General features: G+C 68.5%; 25 protein-coding genes. 11 read left to right on the top strand and 14 right to left on the bottom strand.

Translation table 11 applies throughout. The features are described 5' to 3' along the window. On the bottom strand, nucleotides 1-768 hold a 768-nt coding region (locus TSH64_RS10070; RefSeq protein ID WP_109452469.1), incomplete at its 3' end, for a hypothetical protein. Between the two features lie 280 nt (nucleotides 769-1,048). Here TSH64_RS10070 and TSH64_RS10075 point away from each other — a divergent pair. Together TSH64_RS10075 and TSH64_RS10080 are read left to right on the top strand one after the other, a co-directional pair. Continuing rightward, the gene (locus TSH64_RS10075) at nucleotides 1,049-2,191 is read left to right on the top strand and encodes a Do family serine endopeptidase (protein ID WP_247872843.1); all 1,143 of its coding nucleotides are present in this window, start codon (nucleotides 1,049-1,051) and stop codon (nucleotides 2,189-2,191) included. 67 nt (nucleotides 2,192-2,258) lie between these two features. Next, nucleotides 2,259-3,044, top strand: a complete 786-nt coding sequence (locus tag TSH64_RS10080) for a hypothetical protein (RefSeq protein WP_109096624.1) — start codon at nucleotides 2,259-2,261, stop codon at nucleotides 3,042-3,044. A gap of 77 nt (nucleotides 3,045-3,121) precedes the next feature. Here the strand turns inward: TSH64_RS10080 and TSH64_RS10085 are convergent, their stop codons facing one another. Then, the gene (locus TSH64_RS10085; RefSeq protein ID WP_199237519.1) at nucleotides 3,122-3,373 is read right to left on the bottom strand and encodes a hypothetical protein; all 252 of its coding nucleotides are present in this window, start codon (nucleotides 3,371-3,373) and stop codon (nucleotides 3,122-3,124) included. A 477-nt stretch (nucleotides 3,374-3,850) separates the two neighbouring features. Here TSH64_RS10085 and TSH64_RS10090 point away from each other — a divergent pair, with 477 nt between their 5' ends. After that, nucleotides 3,851-4,117, top strand: coding sequence for a hypothetical protein (locus TSH64_RS10090; RefSeq protein ID WP_109096625.1), 267 nt, complete (start codon nucleotides 3,851-3,853; stop codon nucleotides 4,115-4,117). Between the two features lie 150 nt (nucleotides 4,118-4,267). Then, nucleotides 4,268-4,486 carry a hypothetical protein gene (locus tag TSH64_RS10095; RefSeq protein WP_109096626.1) on the top strand — a complete coding sequence of 73 codons (219 nt, stop codon included), beginning with the start codon at nucleotides 4,268-4,270 and terminating at the stop codon, nucleotides 4,484-4,486. 12 nt (nucleotides 4,487-4,498) lie between these two features. Here the strand turns inward: TSH64_RS10095 and mtnA are convergent, their stop codons facing one another. Further along, nucleotides 4,499-5,590, bottom strand: coding sequence for an S-methyl-5-thioribose-1-phosphate isomerase (gene mtnA / locus TSH64_RS10100; protein ID WP_109096627.1), 1,092 nt, complete (start codon nucleotides 5,588-5,590; stop codon nucleotides 4,499-4,501). Between the two features lie 183 nt (nucleotides 5,591-5,773). On the opposite strand from mtnA, the gene TSH64_RS10105 reads away from it, so the two are divergent. Beyond that, nucleotides 5,774-7,444 (top strand): sensor histidine kinase, encoded by a 1,671-nt coding sequence (locus TSH64_RS10105; protein WP_109096628.1) that lies wholly within the window; start codon nucleotides 5,774-5,776, stop codon nucleotides 7,442-7,444. Between the two features lie 115 nt (nucleotides 7,445-7,559). On the opposite strand, the gene TSH64_RS10110 is transcribed toward TSH64_RS10105, so the two are convergent. From TSH64_RS10110 to TSH64_RS10120, 3 genes are all read right to left on the bottom strand, one after another. After that, nucleotides 7,560-8,027 (bottom strand): Dps family protein, encoded by a 468-nt coding sequence (locus TSH64_RS10110; protein WP_098738879.1) that lies wholly within the window; start codon nucleotides 8,025-8,027, stop codon nucleotides 7,560-7,562. Nucleotides 8,028-8,214: 187 nt separating this feature from the next. After that, nucleotides 8,215-9,927, bottom strand: coding sequence for a HAMP domain-containing methyl-accepting chemotaxis protein (locus tag TSH64_RS10115; RefSeq protein WP_109096629.1), 1,713 nt, complete (start codon nucleotides 9,925-9,927; stop codon nucleotides 8,215-8,217). Between the two features lie 65 nt (nucleotides 9,928-9,992). Next, nucleotides 9,993-10,475: a cache domain-containing protein gene (locus TSH64_RS10120; protein WP_109096630.1), complete on the bottom strand. Its 483-nt coding sequence runs from the start codon at nucleotides 10,473-10,475 to the stop codon at nucleotides 9,993-9,995. A gap of 625 nt (nucleotides 10,476-11,100) precedes the next feature. Between TSH64_RS10120 and TSH64_RS10125 the strand changes: the two genes are divergently transcribed. Then, a complete protein-coding gene (locus TSH64_RS10125) occupies nucleotides 11,101-13,140 on the top strand; it encodes an elongation factor G (protein WP_109096631.1) in 2,040 nt (679 codons plus the stop codon). Between the two features lie 51 nt (nucleotides 13,141-13,191). On the opposite strand, the gene TSH64_RS10130 is transcribed toward TSH64_RS10125, so the two are convergent. Next, entirely contained in the window at nucleotides 13,192-14,427 is a 1,236-nt protein-coding gene (locus TSH64_RS10130; RefSeq protein ID WP_098738883.1) for an argininosuccinate synthase, read from the bottom strand. Between the two features lie 108 nt (nucleotides 14,428-14,535). Then, nucleotides 14,536-15,072 carry an SH3 domain-containing protein gene (locus tag TSH64_RS10135; RefSeq protein ID WP_247872844.1) on the bottom strand — a complete coding sequence of 179 codons (537 nt, stop codon included), beginning with the start codon at nucleotides 15,070-15,072 and terminating at the stop codon, nucleotides 14,536-14,538. A 239-nt stretch (nucleotides 15,073-15,311) separates the two neighbouring features. Here TSH64_RS10135 and TSH64_RS10140 point away from each other — a divergent pair, with 239 nt between their 5' ends. Beyond that, entirely contained in the window at nucleotides 15,312-16,301 is a 990-nt protein-coding gene (locus TSH64_RS10140) for a D-glycerate dehydrogenase (protein WP_109096633.1), read from the top strand. 39 nt (nucleotides 16,302-16,340) lie between these two features. On the opposite strand, the gene TSH64_RS10145 is transcribed toward TSH64_RS10140, so the two are convergent. The 4 genes from TSH64_RS10145 to TSH64_RS10160 form a co-directional block, all read right to left on the bottom strand. Further along, on the bottom strand, nucleotides 16,341-16,799 hold the full coding sequence (locus tag TSH64_RS10145; protein ID WP_109096634.1) for a MarR family transcriptional regulator: 459 nt from the start codon (nucleotides 16,797-16,799) through the stop codon (nucleotides 16,341-16,343). A 122-nt stretch (nucleotides 16,800-16,921) separates the two neighbouring features. After that, nucleotides 16,922-18,469: a lysozyme inhibitor LprI family protein gene (locus TSH64_RS10150; RefSeq protein WP_247872845.1), complete on the bottom strand. Its 1,548-nt coding sequence runs from the start codon at nucleotides 18,467-18,469 to the stop codon at nucleotides 16,922-16,924. A gap of 131 nt (nucleotides 18,470-18,600) precedes the next feature. After that, on the bottom strand, nucleotides 18,601-19,245 hold the full coding sequence (locus TSH64_RS10155) for a hemolysin III family protein (protein ID WP_247872846.1): 645 nt from the start codon (nucleotides 19,243-19,245) through the stop codon (nucleotides 18,601-18,603). Between the two features lie 173 nt (nucleotides 19,246-19,418). Beyond that, complete coding sequence (locus tag TSH64_RS10160) at nucleotides 19,419-19,688, bottom strand: ribbon-helix-helix domain-containing protein (protein WP_098738887.1); 270 nt, start codon at nucleotides 19,686-19,688, stop codon at nucleotides 19,419-19,421. A gap of 170 nt (nucleotides 19,689-19,858) precedes the next feature. Here TSH64_RS10160 and TSH64_RS35310 point away from each other — a divergent pair, with 170 nt between their 5' ends. From TSH64_RS35310 to TSH64_RS10175, 4 genes are all read left to right on the top strand, one after another. Further along, entirely contained in the window at nucleotides 19,859-20,032 is a 174-nt protein-coding gene (locus tag TSH64_RS35310; protein WP_199237521.1) for a hypothetical protein, read from the top strand. A gap of 187 nt (nucleotides 20,033-20,219) precedes the next feature. Next, complete coding sequence (locus TSH64_RS10165) at nucleotides 20,220-20,834, top strand: Hint domain-containing protein (protein WP_109096636.1); 615 nt, start codon at nucleotides 20,220-20,222, stop codon at nucleotides 20,832-20,834. A gap of 316 nt (nucleotides 20,835-21,150) precedes the next feature. After that, nucleotides 21,151-22,752, top strand: a complete 1,602-nt coding sequence (locus TSH64_RS10170) for a sulfotransferase family protein (RefSeq protein WP_158285365.1) — start codon at nucleotides 21,151-21,153, stop codon at nucleotides 22,750-22,752. 8 nt (nucleotides 22,753-22,760) lie between these two features. Then, nucleotides 22,761-23,969, top strand: a complete 1,209-nt coding sequence (locus TSH64_RS10175) for a glycosyltransferase family 9 protein (protein ID WP_109096638.1) — start codon at nucleotides 22,761-22,763, stop codon at nucleotides 23,967-23,969. On the opposite strand, the gene TSH64_RS10180 is transcribed toward TSH64_RS10175, so the two are convergent. Then, on the bottom strand, nucleotides 23,938-24,468 hold the full coding sequence (locus tag TSH64_RS10180) for an invasion associated locus B family protein (RefSeq protein WP_247872847.1): 531 nt from the start codon (nucleotides 24,466-24,468) through the stop codon (nucleotides 23,938-23,940). The two genes, TSH64_RS10175 and TSH64_RS10180, sit on opposite strands and share 32 nt — an antisense overlap. Continuing rightward, nucleotides 24,465-26,762 carry an autotransporter domain-containing protein gene (locus TSH64_RS10185; RefSeq protein ID WP_247872848.1) on the bottom strand — a complete coding sequence of 766 codons (2,298 nt, stop codon included), beginning with the start codon at nucleotides 26,760-26,762 and terminating at the stop codon, nucleotides 24,465-24,467. Before TSH64_RS10185 ends, TSH64_RS10180 begins: the two co-directional genes overlap by 4 nt. Nucleotides 26,763-26,914: the final 152 nt, after the last annotated feature.

Here is a 26,914-nt window from a genome sequence, read left to right on the forward strand (position 1 = left end):
GCTGTCGAACAGCGCGTCGATGGCGTCCTGGCTGACCTCCGGACCGCCCAGTTGAGGACCGTTCAGCAGATGCGCGTCTGGCCGGGTGTCGCCCAGCTTGCGGTGCGAGGACACTTCGCCCGACGCATGCTGCTGGGGATCGGCGACGGCCAGCCGCTCGACGCCCCAGATCTCGATCATCGTGTTCACGCGCTCTTCGATGTAGCGCAGCGTGTTGACGACTTTGGTGGTGCGCTGGCCGGTGATGTCCTGGAAGGAACAGGCGGTCATGATCTCGATGCACCATGCCTCGACCGCGTCGATCCGTTCGGCCAGATCGTCGTCGTCGCGCGGGATCGACATGGTGATTTCCTGAATCTTCTCCGTCGCGTTCAGGATGTCGGTGGTGGCGCGTTCGGTGGCGGCGACGATCTCGTCCAGTTCGCCGGTCGCCGCCTCGATGCGGTTGGACCCGGTGTCGGTCGCCTTCAGGGCCGCGATGTCGCTGCGCGCCTCGCGCACCACCTGGGTGATGGCGGTCAGCTCCTGCTGGATGCGCGGATCCTCGCCGGAGGCGAAGGCCGTGAAGGCGCTGGAGGATGTGCCGCTCAGCCGGTCGACCTGGGTGCCCAGCTTGTCCACCAGCCGGTGAAACTCGTCGGAGGCGACGACACGGCTGCGCCGGTCGCGCATGCGCAGGAAAGCCCGCCCCCGCGCGGTCTGCGACAGGGCCTCTTCCATCTGCAGATACTCTTGCTCGGTCAGTTCGAGCAGTGACCCGCCGCTCATAGCGCTCAACCCGTTCCTCGACAGCCGCGCCTTCCCGGCATCTCCGGGGCCACGCCGACCGTCGTCCTATACCACCGTATTTCTTTACCGGGAGTTTCCGACGCCACCACGGTATCATCGATGCAGCGGATTTGGCGGACAGGGCACGGCCATGGAGGCGGGCTTGGCTCTGAAGGCCGTCGGTCGGCCGACAGGCTTGAACAGACTTCGTTTTTATCCCAAATCAGCCCGATCAATGGCCATCTCGCCTTAGAAATTCCCAAAAGGAAAGGAACAGTCCATGAAGACGGCGGCGCATCCGGTGATGTTTGCGGCGGCGGTCGGGATCGCGGCGCTGACCGGCGGCGCGCTGGTGGCACCCGCCGACTCGGCGCTGGGCCGGATCGGTTCCGCCATCGGCCTCGGGGCCTCGCCGGCCGAAGCGGCGCTTCCCCTGGGTGCGGTGGGCGGCGGCACCATCGCCCCGATGCTGGAGCAGGTGACGCCGGCGGTGGTGAACATCTCGGTGCTGAGCCAGGCGCCCCAGGCTGAAAACCCGCTGCTGCGCGACCCGTTCTTCCGCCGCTTCTTCAACCTGCCCGACCAGATGCCGCAGTCCAAGCCGCAGGTCAGCGCCGGGTCGGGCGTGATCATCGATGCCCGCAATGGCTATGTCGTCACCAACAACCATGTGGTGGAGAACGCGCAGGAGATCGCGGTCACCCTGAAGGACCGCCGCCGCCTGCGCGCCAAGCTGATCGGCCGCGACGCCGCCACCGACATCGCGCTTTTGCAGATCAAGGCCGACGGGCTGGCCGCGCTGTCCATCGGCGATTCGGACCGCACCAAGGTCGGCGATTTCGTCGTCGCCATCGGCAACCCGTTCGGACTCGGGCAGACGGTGACCTCCGGCATCGTCTCGGCAATGGGCCGCAGCGGGTTGAAGATCGAAGGCTACGAGGACTTCATCCAGACCGACGCCTCGATCAACCCAGGCAATTCCGGCGGCGCCCTGGTCAATTTCCAGGGAGAGCTGATCGGCATCAACACCGCCATCATCGGCCCGGCCGGCGGCTCGGTCGGCATCGGCTTCGCGGTGCCGGTCAGCATCGTCCGGTCGGTGGTGGAACAGCTGCGCGAATATGGCGAGGTGCGGCGCGGCCGGCTGGGCGTCGCCATCCAGGACCTGACGCCCGACCTTGCGGAAAGCATGAGCCTGAAGGGCGACGAGGGCGCGCTGATCGCCAAGATCGAGCGCGGATCGCCGGCCGACAGCGGCGGTCTGCGCAGCGGCGACGTGGTGATCGCGGTCGATGGGCGGCCGGTGCGCAGCGCCACCGATTTCCGCAACCGCATCGGCCTTCTGCGCGTCGGCACGCCGGTGCAGTTGACGGTGATGCGCGAGGGCGGGCAAAAGTCGGTCACTGTCCGAACCCAGCGTTGACCGCACCACAACGTTGACGGCGCCACAACGCTGACCGAAGACCGTCGAGGAGCCACACCGTACCGGCATGATGCGTTCGAACCCTCCCCGCCGCCCGGCCGCTCCGCCGGCGCCCACGCCCGGCCGCAGCGCGGCCCAGCGGCAGCGCGAGATCGCGACGCTGCTGATGCGGCTCGACGCCATGCTGAAGCAGTCGGCCGAACTGGCCCAGACGGCGCGCGAGCGGGTGTCGGTCGGCGGGCTGGCCCGCTATCGCCGTTTCAGCCGGCGGGTGCGCGACTTCTTTGCGCTGGCCGCCCTGACCCAGGAGCGGCTGGACGCCGCGCCGGAGGAGATGGAGGATCTGATCGACCCCATGACCACCGCGCTGGAGCGTCTGCACGCCCGCATGGTGGTCCAGTTCGTGGAGGGCAGCGCCGCCTTCTTCGCCAGCTTCGCGCGGGTGAAGGCCCTGCCCATCGGCACCCATGAGATGTGCGGCGTGGAGCTGCGCGGCGTCCTGGAAATCCGCAAGTTCCTGGACGACCCGCTCTATGAGGGGGAGCGCGGGCAGGCCCTGCGCGGCCAGGCCGACCGCATCGCCGCCCTGATCCGGCGGGTGATGGACCGCATTCCGCCGTTGCCCGATTTCGGCGACGAACCCAGCATCGGCCCGCGCGGCACGCTAAACAGTCCGCTGAAGGGCCCCAACGCCCATCTGCCGCCCGGCCGCGCCGCCGCCCGCCCGTCTGCCGACCGCTTGGCCGCCGCCCGTCCGGGCGGCATGCCGCCGGTTGCCCCGCCGGCCCCGAATCCGAGCACCGAGGTTCGCTCGCTCAGCCTCGACCAGTTCGAGGACGACGAGGAAGATTAGGGAGGGGAGGGGCCAAATCGGCCATCCTGCCCCCCTCGGTATCCTTTGGGGCGTCCTCTGGTCCGCGACCTGCGCGCTCAGCGCCGGTGCCTGCCCTCGTCCGCCGTCAAGGCGCCGACTGCCGCGCCGGCGGCACCGCCCAGCAATCCGCCATAGACGGCACTGCCGCCGGTGACTGCACCGATGGCTGCCCCGCCGGCTGCGCCGATGGCGCCGCCGGTCAGCGCGCGGTTCTCGCGATGGTTCAGGTTCGAACAGCCGCCGAGCAGGGTCGCGCCGATCATCAGCGCCATCGCCCCGGTGGAGAATGTCCGCATGGTGGTCTTCATCGGTCTCTTCCTTCAAACACAGGCACGTCGATAAGCCGGCCGCCACCCTACCGTCAGGCCGGGAACTGGCGGTCAAGCTTATGTTTGGTGAGTGGAGCCGGTCCTTGCTGTGACCATTTCGGGGTATCGATCTCATCCGGTCAGTGGGATTCCACTCCTTTTGGAATGCGAGCGGTACGGAAGGTTGGGCGGATGTGCGGCATGGCGCCATGCGGGGCAGCGTGTACGCCGATTCCGGCATCCGACCCAAGAAATAACATTCTTGATATTATGGTTAACAAATGGTGTGGTAAGACCACGTAAATTGTGTACGGGCGTTTACAAATGGTCTGAGATTTTACGATCAAAAATTCTTGTGAATTGGGCAGGAAACCCTTTAGGACCTCATTCATTATCCCTTGGGGAAAACTGAGATCGGCTCCTGCTGCGGGCGTGCAGACGTCCAATGCCGAAAGGCCGACACCGGGAAGACCAGAGATGACAATCGACGACAGCGATTTAGACAGCAACCAACCGCTCCGCTTGCCATTCGACTCTCCGATGGGGCGGATCGTCGAGATGGCGTTCAGCGGCCTGTGGGTGATTCGGCAGCGAGGCGTCTTGGCGGAGGTCGGCGGACGGCTCTACTGGCCCGACCGCGCTTCGCTGGAGCAGGCCGCCGCGCGGGCCGGCATTCCGCTGTCCGCCGATGTCGTGCACACCGGCCGTCTCGACACCGGCTGCTTCGACCCCGGCCGCCACTAGCCGGCCACCGATGGGGATGGTCCATTCACCTTCCGGGGGATGGAACAACGACGAACGGACAGTTGCACAGGCGACAGGCTGCTCCCAATATCCGGAGGATCGGCAAAGGTCAGAACCGGCCGTCCCGCAATCTCCGTTTCATTGGGGCCTATGGAAGACATCGACCGCCAAAGAGCGCTTGCCTATTTTGAAAGGCTGGGAAAAGAGCGGGTTCGACTCTATACCGCCATCGACTGCGACCGCTTTCTCGGTGACTGGCAGGTCCGTGAATTGGCCGATCAGTGGCTTGATGCCAAGAATGCCGAAGACGGGTCGCGCCAGTTGGGATGGCCGCTGCTGCGCCGGCTGCTGTCCAACCGCCGCCCCTGATCCCAGTCCCCCTTACCCCCGCTCCGGAAACATCCCCAGCAGCCCTTCGCGCGAGGCGGGGCAGATGCCGCGTTCGGTGATCAGGCCGCTCACCAGCCTTGCCGGCGTGACGTCGAAGGCGTAATTCGCCACCGGGCTGCCGTCGGGGGTGACGCGCACCGTCTCGATCCGGCCATCTGCGGTGCGGCCAGTCAGCTCGCTCACCTCGCGGCCGTCGCGCTCCTCGATGGGAATCTCCCGCACGCCGTCGGCGATGGTCCAGTCGATGGTCGGCGAGGGCAGCCCGACATAGAAGGGCACACCATTGTCGTGGGCGGCCAGCGCCTTCAGATAGGTGCCGATCTTGTTGCAGACGTCGCCGGTCGCGGTGGTGCGGTCGGTGCCGACGATGCACAGATCGACCTTGCCGTGCTGCATCAGGTGGCCGCCGACATTGTCGGCGATCACGGTGTGAGGGACGCCATGCTGCTTCAGTTCCCAGGCGGTCAGGCTGGCACCCTGGTTGCGCGGGCGGGTCTCGTCGACCCAGACATGCAGCGGGATGCCCTGCTCGAAGGCGGCATAGACGGGGGCGAGCGCCGTGCCCCAATCGACGGTGGCGAGCCAGCCGGCGTTGCAGTGGGTCAGCACATTGACAGGCTCACCGGTCGCCTTGCGTGCCGCCGCGGCGCGGATCAATGCGGCACCATGCAGGCCGATGGAGCGGTTGATCTCCACATCCTCGTCGGCGATGGCCGCGGCCTCCGCCTCGGCGGCGCTGATGCGCTGCGACTCGGGCAGCGGAATCAGCCGGCCGCGCATGCGCTCCAGCGCCCAGCGCAGGTTGACGGCGGTCGGGCGGGTCGCCAGCAGGGTGGCGCAGGCCCGTTCCAGACCGTGGTCGCTGGCGTCGGTCCGCAGGGCCAGCGCCACGCCATAGGCCGCCGCCGCACCGATCAGCGGGGCGCCGCGCACCAGCATGGCGCGGATGGCGTGGGCGGCCTCCTCCAGGCTGGTCAGGCGGACGACGGCGAAATCGTGCGGCAGCCTGGTCTGGTCGATGATGGCGACGACACCCTCGCCGTCCGGCCAGATGGTGCGATAGGCCGTCCCGTCGATCCGCATAAAACTATCCTCCCCATGCCTGCCGGAGTCTTGCCAAGTCCTTACCAACGCGGGATGACTTTGTCGGCACCCCACAATAGGTGGTGGCTGCTGCCGCTTCAACACGGGTAGCCTTCGGCGGAACCGTCACCCGCCGGGCGGTGTTACCGTTTCCGGCTAAGAATGAAGTGGCCGTATCTCCAGATGGTTTCCGACACGATGCCGTTGCGCGCGCTGCGTTCCCAATCCTCTCCGCTCTACCGGCTGCCCGGTTCGGCGCTGGTCCTGATCGCCTGCACCGCCGCGGTTCTGCTGACCATCGGGCTGTCGGCCGTCTTCGCTTGGCGCGACCGCAATGAGGCGGTCCAGCAGGCGACCGGCGTCGCCGGCAACATCGGACTGCTGGCGGCCGAACACGCCGCCCGTCTGATCGAGTCGGGCGACCTGCTGCTGACCCAGGCGGCGACCTTGGCCAGTCCAGCCGGCACGCCGCTGCCCGACGATGTCGCGACCCGCGACCGCATGGCCCTGCTGGCGGCCAGCGCGCCCCATGTGGTCGGGCTGGAGATCCGCGATGCCGCGGGCGCCCTGCGGCTGTCGAGCCTGCCGGACGCAGCACCCGGCGCCGGCATGCCAGCGCTGAAGCCGAATGGCATGACCATCGGCAGCGGCCGGATGGGCAGGCGCGCGGTGGTTGTCCTGGCGCAGCCTCTGCCGGGCGGTACGGCCGCCAGCGGTGCCGGCGCCGCGCCGCACGGCTGGGCGGTGGCGGGGCTCGACGCGCGGGCCTTCCGCGATGTCTACCGCTCGCTCGACGTCGGCTACGGCCACAGCATCTCCATCATGCTGCCGGACGGAACGCCGCTGCTGCGCGAACCGGAGGGTGGCGGCACCATGGGCGGCAATCCCGGGGATGAAGCCGCCAGCCACGCCGACGACATCACCGTGACCCGTCCGATCGGCGACACCGGCCTGTCGGCCGCGGTGACCATCACCACCGAAAGCGTCCTGCGGCGCTGGAGCGAGCGGCTGTGGATTTACGCCGCCTTCGCCGCCGCGGCCTGCGCGACGGTGGCGGTGATCGGCGCACTCGCCATCCAGCGCGCCCGGAAGGAGCGCGAGGCCGAGGACGCCCTGCAACACGCCTATGACACGCTGGAAGAAAACGTCCACCAGCGCACCGCCCAGCTGGAGCGGGCCAACGCCCAGCTGGAAGCGGCGGTGACCGACAAGGAGGTGTTGCTGAAGGAGGTTCAGCACCGGGTGAAGAACAACCTCCAGGTCATTTGCAGCCTGCTGCGCCTGCAAGCTGCCCGCATCGACGAGAGGGCACGGCGCGGCTTCGACGAGAGCCTGCGCCGCATCCAGACCATGAGCCTGCTGCACGAGCTGCTCCACCGTTCGGCCGAGCCGGCGCACATCAACTTTGCCGACGCGCTGCGCCAGATGTGCGACGGGCTGGTCCGTTCCGACAACCCGACGGCTGCCCGGCTGGAACTGGAGGCGCAGGACTGGATCGTCGATGCCGACCGCGCCACGCCGCTGGCCATCGCCACCAGCGAGCTGGTGTCCAACGCCCTGCTGCACGCCTTCCCGCACGGTCATCCGGGAACGGTGCGCGTGCTGCTGGAACGCGAGGAAAACGGCATGCGGCTGATCGTGCGCGACAACGGCGTCGGGCTGCCAGCCGGCATGCCGAGCCAGCACAAGCGCCCAAGCCGCGGCGGCGCCAGCAGCGGGCTCGGCCTTAATCTCGTGCAGGCGCTGTCGCACCAGGCCGGCGCCACGCTGAAGATCGAGCGCGACGGCGGCACCATCTTCACCCTGACCATTCCCAACCTGCCGGTCCGCCAGCACGCCAAGACCGCGGCGTAGCGGAACCGTGGCGTAAGGAAAGCGGTCGGACTGAAAACGGAAAGGGCCTCCCGATCCTGCCGGATGGGGAGGCCCTGACCCTGTGCGGCCGACCGCAGCGCGGCCGGTGCGGTGACTACTCCAGCATGCTGCGCAGCATCCAGGCGGTCTTGTCGTGGATTTGCAGGCGCTGGGTCAGCAGGTCGGCGGTCGGCTCGTCGCTGCCCTGCTCGGCCAGCGGGAAGACGCCGCGGATGGTGCGGGCGGCGGCCTCATGGCCTTCGACCAGCTGGCGGATCATGTCGTTCGCCTTGGGAACGCCCGCCTCTTCCTTGATCGAGGCCAGCTGCGCGAACTGCGAGAAGCTGCCCGGCGCCGGATAGCCCAGGGCGCGGATACGCTCGGCGATCTCGTCCAGCGCGGTCCACAGCTCCGTATACTGGGTCATGAACATGGTGTGGAGCGTGTTGAACATCGGACCGGTGACGTTCCAGTGGAACGAATGGGTCTTGATGTAGAGCGCGAAGGTGTCGGCCAGAACCTTGTTCAGCCCTTCGGCGATGGATTTGCGGTCTGCGTCCGAGATCCCGATGTCGATCTTCATGCTTCGATCCTTCTTGTTGGGTCCTGCATCATAACCCGGCATTGGCGCAGCCGTCACCGGCCGCTGCCCCCCGCGGTCCCGGGACAACAGCTTGGGCGCAGGCGGATCGTTTCAAGTCCGATGCGGCTAAACTTCACAGATGGGTGATGAAACGCGGACATATGCCGCCGCCCTCTGCCCGTTCTCCTCAACCCGCCCGAAGCCGGCCGATGAAGTTCGTCACCTCGCGGCTCAGGGTCACCGCCTGACCGTCCAGCAGTTCCGCGGCGCGCAGCACTTCGCCGGCAGCGGTGCCGGTTTCCCCGGCGCTGGTGGACACCGTGGCGATGGTGTGGGAGACCTCGGCGGTGCCGGCAGCGGCCTCCTGCACGTTGCGGGTGATCTCCTGGGTGGCGGCGGCCTGCTGTTCCATGGCCCCGGCGATGGAGCCGACGATCTCGTCGATGCCGACCACCGTTTCGCCCACCCCCTTGATCGCGGTGACGGCGGCTCCGGTCACGCCCTGCATGGTGGCGATCTGGGTGCCGATCTCCTCGGTGGCCTTGGCGGTCTGGGTGGCGAGGTTCTTCACCTCGCTCGCTACCACGGCGAAGCCCTTGCCGGCCTCGCCCGCCCGCGCCGCCTCGATGGTCGCATTCAGCGCCAGCAGGTTGGTCTGGGCAGCGATGGAGTTGATCAGGCCGACGATCTCGCCGATGCGGTGGGCGGCGTCGGACAGACCGACGACGTGGGCGTTGGTCTCCTCGACCGCGCGCACCGCGCCGCGCACCATGTCGAAGGACCGGCGGACCTGATCGCCGATCTCGGCGATGGAGGCCGACATCTCCTCCGTCGCGGCGGCGGCGGTCTGGACGCTGGTGCCGGCCTGGGCGCTGGCGGCGGCGACGGTGGCGGCCTGCCGGTTGGCGCTGTTGGCGCGCTCCAGCATGCCGGCGGCGTTGCTGCGCACCTGATGGGCGCCGGAACCGACCAGTTGAACCACCTCCGCCACGCGGGCCTCGAACAGGTCGGCCAGTTCCTGGATGGCACGGCGTTTTTCCACCTCGGCTTCCGCCTTCTGGCGCTGCTGGTCGGCGGTCAGCCGCTCCACCTCGCGGGCGTTGGTCTGGAACACCTCCAGCGCGCGAGCCATGGCGCCGATCTCGTTGCGCATCCAGCCGCCTTCGACCACGGTGTCGAGCTTTCCGGCGGCCAGATCGGCCGTGTTGCTCGACAGCCGCTGCAAAGGGCGGGTGATGGAGCGGGCGAGCAGCAGCCCGGCCGCCATCATCGCCAGCAGCAGCCCGCCCATCACCAGGGCGAAGTCGCGGCGTGCCGATGCGGCGGCATCGCGGGTGGCCTGGGTGGCGGCGGCGGTGGAACGACCGATGGCCGCCTGCGTCTCCATCACCTTGGCGGTCAGGGCGGCGAACTGGTCGTCGGTGTGGGCCATCATCGGGATGCCGATCAGGCGGTCGATTGCCGCCATCTGGTTCATCTCGTCCACCGCCTTGGCATAGGCGCCGATCCGCGCCGACACCTCGTCCAGCATCGCCCGCTCCGCCTCGACCAGCGGCATGGCCCGCAGCTCGGCAATGGCTGCGCGCGCCTTGCCCAGGTTGGCGGCGATGGCGTCGCGCATGGCCTGGAGCTTCTTCTCTTCGATCCCGGACCCCGACAATGCCAGATGCCGGGACACGTCGCTGTGGATGACGTAGGCGATGGCGACCAGCCGGTCGATGCGGCCCAACTGCTCCGCCGCCTCGCGGTGGATGGCGTCCACGGCGCCCAGGGCCTGTTCCGACTGTCGGTCGGCCAGTACCAGCGCCGCCACCGTCAGGACGATCCCCATCAGGGGCGCTGCGAACACACGGCCTGCCACCGACAGGCCGGACAGACGCGCAAAGACACCGCCGCTCATGCTCACCCCCAACAGTTCCGCCCTCAACGGCCCTACCCGCCGGTCACCGCCCTACGCGGGAGCCGTCACTTGTAGATGCCGACATAGGCGACCAGTTCCTGGCCCGGCACGCGCTTCACGTAGGTGATCTTCGGTTCGATCCTGTTGCTGGCGGGGTTCAGCCAGCGATACTCGACCCAGCCTTCGCCCTTGTCCTTGGCGACGGCCAGCACGTCCTGGACGATGAAGCGGCCGTCCGGGTCCTTGACGTTGATGACGCTCTGGCCGACGCCGGCCGGACGCGGCGGGTAGACCTTCCACACGCCGGTGAAATCGATGACGTTGACGTAGATCTCGTCGTGCTTGTACGGACCGTCGGCGTTGAACGCCTTGGCGGCCTCGTCCAGGCCCTGGGCGGCGATCAGGTCCGCCGCCTTCAGGGTGATGGACTTCGCGTCCTCCTGCGTCGGCTTGGCCTGCTCGGCGACGGCCGGGCTGGACAGCGGGGCGGAAACGGCAGTCCCGACGGCAATCAGGGCGACCGCCAGCAAACGAAACCACAGGCGCATGTGCACTTTCCCCAAGGAATGCGGGGCGGACGGCAGATGCCGCGCGACCCTGACGAGTTTTGTCCGGCCGCCATCGCCTTCGCATGTGGCCATTTTCCCGTAAGGCTACTAGCAGAAGGTTTCATGGGTTTGTTCGTTGCATTTCCAAGCGATCATACTGCATTGCAACATAGCAATATTACGAATGAGAGACGAGACAACACATCCTTGAGGATTATCTCGTTGCATTTGAAGGTATTATCCGTCCGGCTGGGGCGGCCGGACAGGGATCGGCGGGTCATCCACGCGCCGATGCGGCTTATCGACGCATCGGCCGCGCCCACAGCCCGCGCGTGACGGTTTGCCGCCCCTTTTTTCCATCGACAGCCGTGCCATTCGGGTGGAGCATCGAAAGTCCGATGCGGGCGCCCCGCCGGCCCCGGACCAGATGCGTTTTCCAGCGCCCGTCCGCCGCCGCCCGTCGCCCGATCCGGACGCAATCTTCTGGAAGTGCCAAGTCTTTAAAGTGCCAGTCTGAAGTGCCACACGCGAACGGGCCGCCCCGGCGGCCGGGGCCGGCGGCCCCATTCCCGCCCTGGCCCCGTCCCCCGGTCACGACAGCCCGAAGCTTCGACGGGAGGTGTGAATGCCGCATACGCAAATCCGGACGGCGCGCTGCGCGGCGCTGGTCGGCCCCTATCTCGCCGGCAAAACGACACTGCTGGAAAGCCTGCTGTTCGCCGCCGGGGCCGTCACCCGCAAGGGCAGCGTGCGCGACGGCAATGCCGTGGGCGACAACTCGCCGGAGGCGAAGGCCCGGTCGATGAGCACCGAGCTGAACGTCGCCTCCTTCGATTACCTGGGAGAACGCTGGTCGATCCTCGACTGCCCCGGTTCGGTGGAACTGGCGGGGGAGGCGCAGGCGGCGCTGATGGCCGCCGACATCGCCATCGTCGTGGCCGAGGCCGCGCCGGAGAAGGCGGTGCTGCTGGCCCCGCTGTTCAAGGTGCTGGACGATCACCGCATCCCGCATCTGCTGTTCATCAATAAGATCGACACGCTGGGCGATATCAGGGTGCGCGACGTCGTCGCCGCCTATCAGGAGGTTTCGACCCGCAAGCTGGTGCTGCGCGAGGTTCCGCTGCGCGAGAACGGCCAGATCACCGGGCTGGTCGATCTGGTCAGCGAGCGTGCCTGGCGCTTCAACCCGCACAAGCCGTCCGACCTGGTCGCCCTTCCCGACGGCGCCCGCGACTGGGAGGCGGAGGCGCGGCAGGCGATGCTGGAATCGGCGGCCGATTTCGACGACGGCCTGCTGGAAAAGCTGCTGGAGGACATGGCTCCCGACAGTGCCGAGCTTTACGAGACGCTGGCGCACGAACTGGCCGACGACCTGATCGTGCCGGTCTTCTTCGGGTCGGCGGAGAACGACAACGGCATCCGCCGCCTGCTGAAGGCTCTGCGGCACGAAGGGCCGGAGGTTGCCACCACCGCGGCCCGCATCGACATCCCGGCCGACGCGGCGGTGGCGGCGCAGGTGGTGAAGACGATGATGGGGTCCCATGCCGGGAAGCTCAGCCTCGCCCGCATCTGGCGCGGCACCGTCACCGACGGCATGACGCTGGGGGCTGAGCGGGTGTCGGGCATCTTCCAGCAGTTCGGCCGCGACCAGACCAAGGTGCCGCAGGCCGTCGCCGGCGATCTCGTGGCCCTCGGCCGGCTGGAAAAGGCGGCGACCGGCGACCGGCTGACCGAGAAGGCCAACCTGGGGCCCCCCGCCGACTGGCCGGCCGCCGCCCCGCCGGTGCATGGGCTGGCACTCCGCGCCGAGAACCGCAATGACGAGGTGAAGCTGTCCGCCGCCTTGCAGAAACTGCGGGAGGAAGACCCGTCCCTGACGCTCGACCAGTCGGCCGAGACCGGCGAACTGGTGCTGTGGGGCCAGGGCGACGTGCATCTGAAGCTGGCGATGGACCGGCTGCGCAGCCGCTTCAACGTCGCGGTGAGAGGCCAGCCGCCGCAGGTGCCCTACAAGGAGACGATCCGCAAGGGCACCGGCCACCATGCCCGCTTCAAGCGCCAGACCGGCGGCCATGGCCAGTTCGCCGACATCCATGTCGAGATCCGGCCGTTGCCGCGCGGGTCGGGCATCCGGTTCGAGGATGCGGTGGTCGGCGGCGCCGTGCCGCGCCAGTACATCCCGGCGGTGGAGGCCGGCGTGCGCGACGCGGCGGTGCGTGGGCCGCTGGGCTTTCCGGTGGTGGATTTCGCGGTGGCGCTGACCGGCGGCCAGTTCCACGCCGTCGACAGCTCCGACATGGCCTTCAAGACGGTGGCGCGGCAGGCGATGGCCGATGCCCTGCCGACCTGCGAGCCGGTGCTGCTGGAGCCGATCCTGACCGTCACCATCGCGGTGCCCAGCGCCTTCACGCCGAAGGTCCAGCGTCTGGTCAGCGGACGGCGTGGGCAGTTGCTGGGCTTCGATGCGCGGCCGGGCTGGCCCGGCTGGGACGAGGTGAAGGCGTGCATGCCCCAGGCGGACATGCAGGATCTGATCGTGGAGCTGCGGTCGCTGACCTTCGGCGTCGGCAGCTATAGCGCCGAGTTCGACCGGCTTCAGGAGGTGGTCGGCAAGGCGGCCGACCGGGCCGTCGAAATCCGCCGCGACATGCTGGCGGCACAATAAGCGGTTGGACGCTCCACCGCCCGGCTGGCGGGCGGTGGAGCAAGTCCCTTATCAGCCGATCTTCTGCTTGGCCATCGCGCCCAGACGCAGGCGGAGCGCGTTCAGCTTGATGAAGCCTTCCGCGTCCTTCTGGTTGTAGACACTGTCCTGCTCGAAGGTCACATAGTCCATGCGGTACAGCGAGTTGGGCGACTGGCGGCCGACGACCGTGACGTTGCCCTTGAACAGCTTCAGACGGACGGTGCCGTTGACCAGCGACTGGGTCTGGTCGATCAGCGCCTGGATGGCCAGACGCTCCGGGCTCCACCAGTAGCCGCAATAGATCAGCTCGGCGTAGCGCGGCATCAGCTCGTCCTTCAGGTGGCCGGCGCCACGGTCGAGCGTGATGCTCTCCATCGCGCGGTGCGCCACCAGCAGGATGCTGCCGCCCGGGGTCTCGTAGACGCCGCGCGACTTCATGCCGACATAGCGGTTCTCGACCAGATCGAGGCGGCCGATGCCGTTCTCGCCGCCCAGGCGGTTCAGTTCGGTCAGCAGGGCCGCCGGGGACAGCGCCTTGCCGTCGATGGCGACCGCGTCACCGTTCTTGAACTCGACTTCGATGTAGGTCGGGGTGTCCGGCGCCTTTTCCGGAGCGACGGAGCGGGTGTACATGTCCTCGTCCGGCTCGACCCACGGATCTTCCAGCGCCTTGCCCTCGTACGAGATGTGCAGGAGGTTGGCGTCGGTGGAGTAGGGGGCCTCGCCGCGCTTGTCCTTCGCGATCGGAATCTGGTTCTTCTCGGCGTAGTCCAGCAGCGTGGTGCGGCTGTTCAGGGTCCATTCGCGCCACGGCGCGATGACCGTGATGTCCGGGCGCAGGGCGTAATAGCCCAGCTCGAAGCGGACCTGGTCGTTGCCCTTGCCGGTGGCGCCATGGGCGACGGCGTCGGCGCCGACCATGTTGGCGATCTCGATCTGGCGCTTGGCGATCAGCGGCCGGGCGATCGAGGTGCCGAGCAGGTAGGTGCCCTCGTAGAGCGTGTTGGCGCGGAACATCGGGAAGACGAAATCGCGAACGAACTCTTCGCGCAGATCGTCGATGAAGATGTTTTCCGGCTTGATGCCCAGAAGCTCGGCCTTCTTGCGGGCAGGCTCCAGCTCCTCGCCCTGGCCGAGGTCGGCGGTGAAGGTCACCACCTCGCAGGAATAGGTTTCCTGCAGCCACTTCAGGATGACCGAGGTGTCGAGGCCGCCCGAATAGGCGAGCACCACTTTCTTGATCTGTTTGCCGGACGCGCCGCTCATGGGACTGCTCTTGCAGAAGAGAAAGGTAAGGCCGCGACCGTACGGCCTTTCCCGCCCGCCTTCAAGCCCTGCCGGCGCCGATCTGCCCTTGGGAAGGGCTGGGACCGGCTACTCGATCTTCTCACCGGGGTAGGTGCCCCAGAAATCGGCGCGCTTCATCCAGCCGCGATAGCCCTTCACATCGACCTCGCACCACTCGTCGCGGCACTTCTTCAACGATCCGATGACACCGGGCTCGGCCCGCGCCACCACGCCGCTGTCGCCGCGCGGCGATTCATGGATCGCGCGGGTTTGGCCGACGATCAGCACGCCGCGGCGTCCGGAGAGCGCGCTCTGGTGTACCCAGCCTTCCGCCCCCTCCCAGTCGCGGATGCGGCGCCAGGTGTCGAATTCCTGGATGATCTCCACCGGCATGTCCTTGCGCTTGAACACCCATTCGATGGGGTAGCTGCCGTTGGGGCCTGAGCGCAGGTTCACCTCGCCGACGCGCACGGTGACGAAGCGGGGGATCGGCAGGCCCGACGCGTGGGTCGGGTCCTTCCCCTCCGCGGCGAGCGCCGTGCCCTCAACGCCCGCGAAAAGCCCCGCCCCCAACCCCGCGATCAGGGCCAGAGCAGCGAGGACGGAGCGGCGGCGGACAGGCATGGCGGCACCGGAACAGGGACAGGGGAGGGCAAACCGGGCCGCACTATAGAGACCACCCGTTCGATAGGGCAAGCGCCGCCACCCCCAATCGGACGGTGCGGCCGGCTTGCCGCAGGGTGGCCTTTCGCGACGGACTTCTGGACAGTCCAACGACCGCTTGGTATGGCAACCATGGACCGGAGCAGCCTGTGCCGAGACCTTCAGATGCGGGCAGCCGGGGCAAGGGAGGACCAGCACCGATGACCGACAAGAAGAAGCCGCTCGTTGTCGTCACCCGCAAGCTGCCGGACGTCATCGAGACGCGCATGATGGAGCTGTTCGACACCCGGCTCAATCCGGACGACGTGCCGCTCACCCCCGCCCAGATGCAGGACGCGATGACCATCGCCGAGGTGCTGGTGCCCACCGTCACCGACCGCATCGACCGCGCGCTGATCGAGGCCGCCGGGCCGCAGCTGCGGCTGATTGCCTCGTTCGGCACCGGCGTCGACCACATCGATCTGAAGGCGGCGCGCGAGCGCGGCATCGTCGTCACCAACACCCCCGGCGTCCTGACCGAGGATACCGCCGACATGACCATGGCGCTGCTGCTGGCCACCGCGCGCCGTGTGGCGGAGGGCGAGCGGCTGGTCCGCTCCGGCCAGTGGACCGGCTGGGGGCCGACCACCATGCTGGGCCACCGCATCAGCGGCAAGCGGCTGGGCATCCTGGGCATGGGCCGCATCGGCTCGGCGCTGGCCAAGCGGGCGCGCGCATTCGGAATGTCGATCCACTACCACAACCGCCGCCGTGTCCATCCGGAGCTGGAGCAGGAGCTTGAGGCGACCTACTGGTCCAGCCTGGACCAGATGCTGGCGCGGATGGACATCGTGTCGATCAACTGCCCGCACACGCCGGCCACCTACCATCTGCTGTCGGAACGCCGGCTGAAGCTGCTGCGCCCGCACTGCTACATCGTCAACACCTCGCGCGGCGAGGTGATCGACGAGGTGGCGCTGACCCGCATGCTGTCGAAGGGCGAGATCGCCGGCGCCGGCCTGGACGTGTTCGAGCATGAGCCGGCGGTCAACCCGAAGCTGCTGCGGCTGGACAATGTTGTCCTGCTGCCGCACATGGGCTCCGCCACCATCGAAGGCCGCATCGACATGGGCGAGAAGGTGGTGATCAACATCAAGACCTTCACCGACGGCCACGCCCCGCCCGACCGCGTTCTGGAAGCCCTGCTGTAAGACGCAGTTCCCTTCCTTCGGACAGGGGAGGGGGCCGGCTCAGGGCGCGGAGGCTTCCAGAGGGGCGGCCTCCCGTGCCGGCACCTCCTGCAGCTCCGCCTCCAGCCTTGCCTTGGCGGCGGCGGCCAACTGCTCGTCGGCCTGGATGCGGGCCATGTCCTCCGGTGCGACGGCGCCGGCGGCGATCACCAGTTCGGCGAAATCGGACAGATAGACGCTGCCCTTCACGGTGCGCTGGACCAGCACGTTGCGCTTGTCCTCGGCATCGCGCTTGCGCTTGACGAAGCCCAGGACCGACAGACGGTCGAGCGCACGGGTCACCGCCGGCTTGGAAATGTTCAGCAGGGACGCCAAACCGCGCACGGTGTGCGGCGGGTCGGTCAGATAAACCTGGAGAAGGATCGCCAATTGCCGCGCCGACAGGTCCGGCGCGTCCTTGCGGACGCTGGCGACCAGCGCGGTGCGCCACAACCCGAGCGCCTTGAGGTTCCGTGCCATGCCTCCCCCCGGAAAGCCGCGTGCGGTTCCGCAACCGCAGCACGCGCCGCGAAGTGTCGCTTACCCGAACGATGCAGGCAAGGCTTTCGCGTTCCCGGGAGAAGGACGGCGCCGGTGCCTGTCTATTTTCCTTCGCGTTTCAGCACCACCGGCTTGGCCGTGCCGGTGACCAGCAGATTTCCGCCGGCAAGCGGAACGACGGTCAGGCTGCCGCCGGCCGATACCGGGGCGAGGCTGACCGCTTGGCTGGCGGCGTTGGCGGCGAGCTTCACCCCGCCGGGGACCTCCTTGGGGTCGAAGACGGCATCCTCCCCCTGGCCGGCGACATCATAGCCCGTGCATTCGTTGCCGATGCAGATGCCGGTCTCGTCGATGCGCGCCTTCCCGGCGGGGGCGTTGAAGGGCGGGTCCTCCGCCCCGCCGCCGCTCCAGCTCCAACTGCCGCGCAGCCAGTCCGGCAGGCGGGTGTCCTTCTGGAGCTCCAGATTGTCGGTGATCAGGCCGATGCTGCCATTCAGCCCCTGGGCGGCCACCGCCTCGGCGATCTTGCGGGCCTCGGCGGCGGGAATGCCGTAGCGGGTGGCGATCTGCGGCGTCCAGGCCGTCACCGTACCGTCCACGCCCTTGCGCAGGCTGTCGCCCCAGCCGGGCGCGATCCAGCGCGGGTTGGACCAGCCGGAGGCATCCTTGACCAGCTGGGGCAGTTGCGGGGCATCGGCGCCCTGATCGGCGCCCTGATCGGCGAGGAACAGGCGCGGATCGACCGCCGACTTCATGCGGTCGATGCCCATCTGGCGGTAGGTGGCGAAGCGGATGGTGCCGGTGCGGTTGGAAGCCGCCTCCAGCATCGGGGCGAGCAGGTCGTCAACCGTCTTCCAGGCGGGAGTGGCGAGCAGGGCCTTGTCGTCGGGGCAGGCGGGATAGGCGCCGAAATTGTCGCGGTTGCTGCCATAGAGCGGTTCCATCGCCTTCCAGGCCGCCGCTCCCCGCTTTTCCATCACCGAACAGGGCCATGCCATCTCCACCTCGTCGCTGACGACGCGTAGAGCGGTGAGGAAGCCGTCGTCGGTGGCGAGATCGACCCCGGATGCCGTCTCGCGGGCGTAGGAATCCTCGATGCCGGTGATGGCCTCGCGCAGCAGCGCCTCCGCCTTCGCGCGGTCGGGGGAGGGGCCGAAGCGCAGCAGGTAGGCGTTCCATCCCTTGCCCAGCTCGCCGCGGATTTCGCCAAGCCGTTTGGCGGCGCCGGCCGGATCGCCGGGGATGCCGTCGACGATGGCGGACATCGCGGCGACCGCCTTCGGCATCGACTCGGACAGCGCGGTGCGCCGCGTATCCAGCACCGGGCCGAGGCAGGGGCTTGGTGCCGCGGCGGTCGCACACTGGTTGCGCTGCGCCAGCCAGGACCGCTGTTCCGCCCGCAGCCGGTCACGGTCGGCGGTGCCAGACAAATCCTGCAGCGACTTGTAGAGATCGGCGATCTCCCGGTCGGCATCGGCCAGCTTGGGATCGGCGCAGATCGCCTTTTCCACCGGTGTGGAGGCCGCCTTGCAGTCGAAGGACGGCTCCGCCCTTGCGGCCCCGCCGACCACCATGATCGAGAGTGCGGCTGCCGCCCCTGCGAGCATCGCGCCGCCGATGGACGGCCTCCCGCTTTTGCGCCTGTCCATAGCCGCTCGGTTTTTCTCTGCCCGGCCCATCATGCCTTCCTGGGACTGTGATCCGCGGAAGATACGGAATCCGTTGCGGCTTGTCCTCTGCCGCAACGGCAATTCCGTGGAGCGGCAATCAGAGAAGGCGGTCAAAGAAAAGCGACTGCGATTGCGGCGAAATGGCAGCTGGCCGCGGCCAGCACGAACAGATGCCAGACGGCGTTGTTGTAGGGCATGCGATCCATCAGATGGAAGACGACGCCGACGGTGTAGACGAGCCCGCCGGCGACCAGCAGCCACAGGGCGGGCGCCGACAATGCCGATCCCAGCGGTTCCAGCGCCGTGACCACTGCCCAGCCCAGTCCAAGATAGAGCGCCAGCCCCAGCCGGTTGAAGCGACCTGGAAAGCGCAGCTTCAACGCGGCGCCGAAGGCGGCCCCGCCCCACACGGCGCCGCCCAGCCCGATCCCTTGGCCCAGCCCCAGCGTGAAGGGCGTGTAGGTACCAGCGATCATCACGAAGATCATGGCATGGTCGATCCGCCGCAGCACTGCCTTGCCGAAGCCGGGCGGGGCGAGGTTGTAGGCGGCCGAGGCCGTCAGCATCCCCAACAGACCCAGTCCGTAGACGGTCAGCGCCAGCGCGGTGTGGACCGGCACGGCGCCGGAAAACACACCGTCATTCAGCAGCCAGACGAAGCCGGCGAGGCCGGCGGTGACGCCGATGGCATGAACGACCGCATCGGCCCGCCGCTCACCGACGCTGTAGACGGGAAACTGGTGGGCATCCTGCATTGGCACACCGCTTCGGTCGACGCGAAAGAGAGAGGTCGGCCGCCGGAACGGGGCCTGCGTCGAACATGGTGTGCCGGCGGCGGCCTCGCCAGCGGTCCTGTCCGATGGAACGAACCCGGCGGGCGCCGCTTCGGCGAACCGCTTATGCCGGACGGAACGGCCGCATTACGCCGTCACTCCGCTGCGAAGGCCACGGCCGCGGTGTGGCGGTGGCGCGGCATCGGCTCCGACAGGTTGGCGGCCTTGCGGAAGTAGCACAGGGCATAGACACGGACGCAGCCGGTGAGATTGTCGCAGTCCTGGCGTTCGGCATCGATCTTCGACACCAGCTCGCTCATCGTCATGAATTCGCGGGCGCAGATTTCCTCAAGCGACTCCCACTCCACCGGCATCAGCTTCATGCTGGTCCGCTTGCCGTTCACCCTGATGTTGCGCATGTGCATGGGAGAGCCCTCCGTTGCTGATGCATAAATGGGTATGCGAAACGACGGGGTGCGTGCTGTGAAGTTCTTCACAGGGAAAACGGCCCTCCGAGCGGGGAGCTGTCGAAAGGCCGGGCGGGCATCGTGGGATCGATATCGGATCGGGGGACGGCATGACACGGAAAGAAGCCTTGCGTGCGATCATGAATGAGGCGGCTGCGGCACGTTCCGCCCTGTGCGAGAACGAACTGGTCATCCGTCTGGACAACATCCTCGCCATTGCCCGCGAAGCGCTGGAGGGGCAGGACGGGGACGAAATGCCGCAACCGTCACGGAACGAAGGCGGTGGCTGCCCGGAGCGGTGAAGGGGATCGGTCACATCCAAGGGACTGAGGCAATTGGTCACGGGTGGTCGTAAATTTGCACAACTTCGCACACCCACGAATTGCATAGGGGGGTAACCTTCCAGACTTACCACCGTCATCCCCGATCCTGGAAAATCCGGGAGGGCAGGCGGAGGGCTTCTCAAACCGAAATGGGACTTCCCACTCAATGGCTCCGATCCCGACTCCGACCTGCATCCTCCGCGGCACTTACGTTCATACCATGCTGGGCGAAGTGCCCGTCGAAAGCCTGAAGATCGGCGATATGATCAAGTCGTCGGTGAGCGGTGAGTTCCGTTCGATCCGCTGGATCGGCCGGCGTCTGCTGGCGGGCTCGTCCTTCGATACCGAGCATCTGCGCAAGGTCCATCTGCCGGTGCGGATCGCCCGTGACGCCATCGCCCGGAACATGCCGTCCCGCGATCTCTATATCTCCCCCAGCCATGCGCTGCTGATCGGCGATTATGGTGTTTCGGCCCGTCTGCTGATCAACGGCTCGTCGATCCGGCAGGTGGATGCGATGGAGGAGATCGAGTATTTCCACATTGAACTCGACAGCCATGACGGCATGTACGCCGAAGGGCTGCCGGTCGAGACCTATCTCGAAGCCGACAACCGTCAGGCCTACGACAACGCTGCCGAGTATGAGGCGCTGTATCCGGGAGACGACCCGCGCATTCAGGAACCCTGTGTGAAGATCGACATCCCGCTGGCCGCGCTGGAGCAAATCCGCAAGAACGTGAACAAGCGCGCCGAGCAGATCGAAACGGCCGAACTGGCCTGAAGCCGAGCCTGGCCCGCCTGTGGGCTTGATTGTCGATTGTAAGCGAGGGGCCGTCCTGTGGGGCGGCCCTTCCTGCATTGGCGGATGCTGACGACGTCTACGAGCTTCACCCGGAGCGCACCGGGGTTCCAGCCGACATGGAGGCGTTGCCGGCGGGCAGTGCTGATGAAGGAATGCGAGCCTCTGCGGCAGAGGACCAGTCGACAACCCATCTTGGGATAGTCGATCAGCCAAGGATTGCCGTAGTCCAGGCTCTTCACTATCCTCTGTCGAACCAAGCCCCATGCGGGCGTCCAACCCTCCTGGCGCCCCCCTAATGCCGACCATGCCCATCGACCGTCCAAGCGCCAACCCCGACGCCGCGGCGCTGGAGCGGCGGTTACGGGCCGCACCCGATGACGTTCCGGTGACGCAGGAGCTTGCCGGGCTGCTGTTCCGAACGGGCCGCGCGGCGGAGGCCGAATTCCATGCTCGCAATGCGGTCCGGCTGGCACCGGAAAGCGCACGCTCCCACCTGCTGATGGCATTGGTGCTGGCCGATACCCACCGGCCGCAGGCTGCCGAGTTCCATTACCGCCGTGCGCTGGCCCTGGCGCCGCCAGACGCTGCGACCGTGGCGAATCTCGCCTGGGCCCTGACGCAGCAGGGCCGACCGGACGATGCCCGGCGGACCTACCGGCTGGCCGCGACCCTGCACCCGTCCATCGCCCTGACATGGCACGGCTGGGCACAGACCGAGGATGCGGCCCGCGATCTCCCCGCCGCGCAACGCTTCGTGGGGCGCGCCCGGCGTCTCGATCCCGGCCATCGCGGCGTCAACACCTTCGCGGCGGCCCTGCTGGCCCGGTGCGGCGATCCGGAGCAGGCGCTGGCGGTGCTCGACACCGCAGCGGCCCGGCATGGCGCCGATCCCGACGCGCTGCTGGAGAAGGGACGCGTTCTCGACCGGATGGGCCGCCACGATGAGGCGTTCGCCGCTTTCGCCACCGGCAAGGCTCTGCTCCGGCAGGCCGGGCGTCGCTACGGCGAGGAGCCGGCGGTGGATCTGATCGCGCGCCTCGCCGCCTTCTTCGTCGCGCCTCGCCTGCGCCTGATGCCGCGATTGGACACGTCCACAGCCGGGGCCACAGCCGGAGCCGCCGCCGGGACGCAGCCGGTTTTCATCGTGGGTGCCCCACGCTCCGGCACCACGCTGGTCGAGCAGATCCTGTCCTGTCACCCCGCCGTCGCTGCGGGGGACGAACTGCCGTCCCTCGGCGCGGTGGTCCAGGCGCTGCCGCAGATTCTGGGCAGCCCGCTGACCTATCCAGAAGCGCTGTCGGAGCTTTGGATGGGCGACCAGCGCGACGGGCTGGAGCAACTGCGCGACGCCTATCTGCGCCATGCCCGCAAGCTGGTCCCGGTCAAGCCCGGCCACACGCTGTTCACCGACAAGATGCCCTTCAACGAAACGCATCTCGGCCTGATCGCGCTGATGTTTCCCGCCGCCCCGGTCGTTCATGTGCTGCGCCATCCGCTGGACGTGGTGCTGTCGATGATGGGGACCAACCTGACCCACGGCTTCCATTGCGCCAACGATCCGGAGACGGCAGCCCGCCACGTCCTGCGGGTGTTCGATCTGGTGGAGCATTACCGGCGCGAGATGCCGTTGCGCTACCTGCCGCTGCGCTACGAGGATTTGGTGCGCGAGCCGGAGCCGGCGGTGCGGCGGTTGCTGGGTTTCCTCAGGCTGGGGTTCGACCGGCGCTGCCTGCGCTTCGAGGAGAACCGGCGCTTTGCCCGCACGCCCAGCCACGCCCAGGTCGCGGAGAAGCTCCACGGCCGATCCATTGGTCGTTACCGTGCCTATATGGCCCATCTGAAGCCGGTGATCCCGATCCTGGAGCCGGTCATCCACGGGCTGGGCTACAGCCTGTAGCCGCCGCCATGCCGTTCGCGCCATCCCACAGCGACCTGTGCGAAATCCACCGCCGCGAGGGCCGGCTGGACGAGGCTGCCGTCCACGGCCGCCGTGCCGTGGCACTCGATCCCGGCGACGCGGCGGGCTGGTACAATCTGGGCATCGCGCTCTATGACCGGCTGGAGATCGAGGCGTCGATCACCTGCGAGCGGCGGGCCGTCCGGCTTCGCCCGGATTGGCCGGAGCCGCATTTCGAACTGGCCGAGGGGCTCCTGCTCTCCGGACGGCTGGAGGAGGGCTGGCGCGAGTATGAATGGCGCTGGCGCCTTCCCGGCGTGCCGCCGCCGCTTCCACCCACGATCCAGAAGCGACACGGGCACGCCGGTGTGAAGCCCTGGGATGGGCATCCGATGCCCGGCGGCACCCTTCTGCTGGTCGCCGATCAGGGCTTCGGTGACAGCATACAGTTCGCGCGATACCTGCCGATGGCGGCGGCGCTCTGTTCGCGTCTGGCGGTCGCCTGCAGCCCGGACATGCTGCCGGTGATCCGCTCCCTTCCCGGCGGGCAGCGGGCCTTCAGCGCCTGGGAGGAGGCGCCGCCGTTCGACGCCTGGGCGGCGCTGTCCAGCCTGCCGGGGCTGTTCGGCACGGTGGTGGGGACGATCCCGGCCGCGGTTCCCTATCTGCGGGCCGAGCCGGCGCGGGTGGAGCGCTGGAAGTGGCGCCTGGACGGGTTGCTGCCCCGCGGCTACCGCCGCGTCGGGCTGGTCTGGGCCGGGCGACCGACCCACGGAAACGACCGCAGCCGCTCGATGCCGCTGGCGCGGCTGTCGCCGCTCCTGGCACTGGAAAGGACGGTTCTGGTGTCGCTCCAGAAGGGGCCGGCGCAGGCCGAGTCCGCGTGCATCTATGGCACGGCGCCGCTGGTCAATCTGGGACCGGAGCTGGAGAGCTTTGCAGACACCATGGCGGTGCTGGCGCAGCTCGACCATGTGGTCTGCGTGGATACGGCGGTTGCCCATCTTGCCGGGGCGATGGGACGTCCGACAGCGGTCCTGCTGCCGCACGCACCGGACTGGCGCTGGCTGCTGGGCCGTAGCGGCACGCCCTGGTACCCCACCGTCACCCTGCACCGGCAGCCGGCGCCCGGGTGCTGGGACGAGGCGGTCCACGGTGCCGTGGCTGCGGTGACCGGCAACCCGGTCAGGGCTTCAGGGCGGCCAGCCCGTCGGTAACCCCCTTGGTCGAGATCGGAAAAGCAACGTTCTGCGCGCCGCCATAGGGACGGACCGTGATCTGCGCCCCCTTGGACCGGCGCAGCGCGGTCAGGGCTGCCTCGTCCATCGGGGCGTTGGCGAGGCAGCCGTCCTGAAGGCACTGCTGGTAGGTGAGGGGCATGGGCTTGCCGTCGTCGATGGTCAGCGCCGCCCCGGCGCGCAGGTCGACGCCCAGCGGCAGGATCACGACCATCACGCCCTTGCCGTCCGGTGCGAAATAGCCGACCGACACCTTGAGGATGCGGGTCGCCTGCTTCGACTCCTTGTTCTCCACCACGCGGGTCTGCGACAGGAAGCAACGCGGTTTCCCGTCGGTGGGCGTCTCGCATTCGGTCTGCCAGTCGCCAAAGGTCCTGCCCGGCTCCACGGCGCCGGCGGGCGCCACGCCCGCGAGGAGCGGAAGCGCGCCCAGCATGCCCATGAAGACGATTCCGCGCACCGCCGTCAGGTCCTTCACAGCTTCCATTTCAGGCTGGCGGTGGCCGACAGGCTGTTCTCACGGGTGCGGATCGCATCCTGGACGTCGATGGTGGCGCTCATCCGGTCGGTCAGAACCACACCCAGCCCGGCGCCGACCACAAGGGCGTCGCGGCCCGGCTTGCTGGCGTCGGCGGTGAAGGCCGCACCGCCCAACCGGTTGGTGGTGGTCGCCGTCGCGTCCGCGAAGTCATGTTGCCACGCCAGGGCGGCGTTCGGCGACAGGCGCCAGCCGCCGACCGTGATGCCAGTGCCGGTACGCACGCCAACCGCGCTGCGCAGGCTGCTCCAGCCCGCCGCCTCGATGTCCAGCGCCACGCCGCCGCCCGATTCCCGGAACGCCTCGCGGGTGATGCGGTCGAACCGCAGGCCGGCCCGCGGCTCGATCCAGACGCTGTCCGAGCCGGCAAAACCCATGCGGTGTCCGGCGGCGATCTCGACGGAAAAATCATGGCCGTCCGCCGTTGCGCCGGCGCCCTGCGCCAGCCCGCCGAAGGCGATGGCACGAGACGCATCGTAGCGGGCGTAACCGTAGCCGATGGCACCCTCTACAAAGGGGCTGTCCGCCGAACCGCGCAGGTTCCAGGAGCCGTAGAGCGTCGCCTGATAGCTGTCCACATCGGCCTTGCCCAGCCCGTCGCGGGAGCTGACGCGGTTGCGCAGGTAGCCGAGCGCCACGCCGCCGGTCATCCCGTTCTCGTAGCTGCGGTCCATGCCCAACAGGAAGCCGCCGATCCGCTCGGTGGTGCCGGCGGCGTTGCCGTCCGAACCGGTCCGGCCATAGGCTGCCAGCGGCTGTCCCCAGATGCCGCCGGAACCCTTTGTCCCGCCGGTCTCACCGACGGCGACCGTGCCGTTGCTGCCGCCGGCCAGCCGAACGCCCGACGACGACGCTTCGCCGCTGCGCAGCGCCGACAGACGGCTCTCCACCGCGCTGCCGAACAGGCGGCGGCTGGTTCGGTCGGCGGCCAACGTGTCTGCGTGCAGCTTGCCGGAGAGTTGGTCGAGCGCCCCGGCGATGCCGCTGCCCGACAGGCCGTAGAGGCCGCCGAACAGCGGAGCGGCGACACCATCCAGGGCGCCGTCCAACCGGGCCCCGGCGGCGGGGCGCAGCGCGTCGACCGCCGCACCGGCGGCCCGTTGGTTGGACGTGCCGCCGCGGACCGCGTAGCTGGCCGGGGTGACCACCAGCCGGACTGCGGTGGCGTCGTACAGCGTGTCGAAGCGGGTTCCGGCCTCCAGCCCCGCCGCCGGCTGCGTCACAGCGGCGAAACTGCCGGACACGCCGCCATCCGCCTGGACGATGGTAAAGCTCTGCCCCAGCGTCGCGGTGTAGCTGTTGGTGGCGTCGCCGCTGATGTCGCGCAGCACGGGGGTCAGCGTGCCGGCCGCGATGAAGGACGCTCCCTGTACCCGGACTTGATCGTGCCGACCGGCGCCGAAGCCGGCGGTCGGGCCGTCGATTTCGGCGCGCAGCACGCTGGTGCCGGTCAGCGTCACGGCGGACTGGAAGGTCAGCACGCCGGGCGAGTTGCCTGGAGACAGGATGCCGGAGAGTGTTGCCGGGCCACGGACCGTGCCGCCGCCGCTGAATGTCGAGCCGGCGCTGGTGGTGAGGGAGCCGGCGACCACGCCGTTGACGGAGACCACCCCGCCGTCCCCCACGGTGACCGCGCCGGTGCTGCCGGTGGCGGCCACGGTGACGGTGCCTTCGCCGACCGTAACCGGAGCCATGACGGCACCGGCCAGGGTGGCGTTGCCGCCGGAGGTCACGGTGACCGCACCGTTGACCGCGCCGTAGGGGGCGACGGTCAGGGTTCCGCCCTCGACCGTCAGCGTGCCGCCGACGCCGCCACCCTCGGCCACGGTGACGGTGCCGTTGCGGGCGACCGTCACCGGCACCGCGACGATGCCGCCGACCGTGGCATTGCCGCCGCTGTTCACCGTCAGCGTGCCGCCGGCGACCACGCCGCTCTGCGCGACGGTCAGGGCCGCGCCGTTGGTGACGGACAGTCCGCCCGCGTTGGCGAGCTGTCCGGAGACGACCAAAGTGCCGGGACCGGACGCGGCCAGCGCGCCGGTGCCGCCGACGGCACCTGCGAGCGTGACGGTGCTGCCGTTGGGCGTGATGGTGCCGCCCTGATCGGTCACGATGACCGATTGGCCAACCGTCAGCGGCAAGGTCGGACGCAGCGTTCCGCCGTCGAAGGTGACCGTGCTGCCCTGGACCGCACTGTCGCTGTCGGTGAAGCTTGGGCGGCTGGTGTCGATCACGCCGGTCGGGGGCGGAGGTGGCGGCGGAGACGTCGGAGTGGGATCGGGCGTCGGTGTGGGTGTGGGCGTGGGTGTCGGAACCGGATCGGGGGTGGGCGACGGCGGAGGTGGTGGCGACGGCGGAGAGGGAGGCGGGGGAGGAGGCGGTGGCG

Source organism: Azospirillum sp. TSH64 (genome assembly GCF_003116035.1).
Lineage (GTDB): Bacteria > Pseudomonadota > Alphaproteobacteria > Azospirillales > Azospirillaceae > Azospirillum.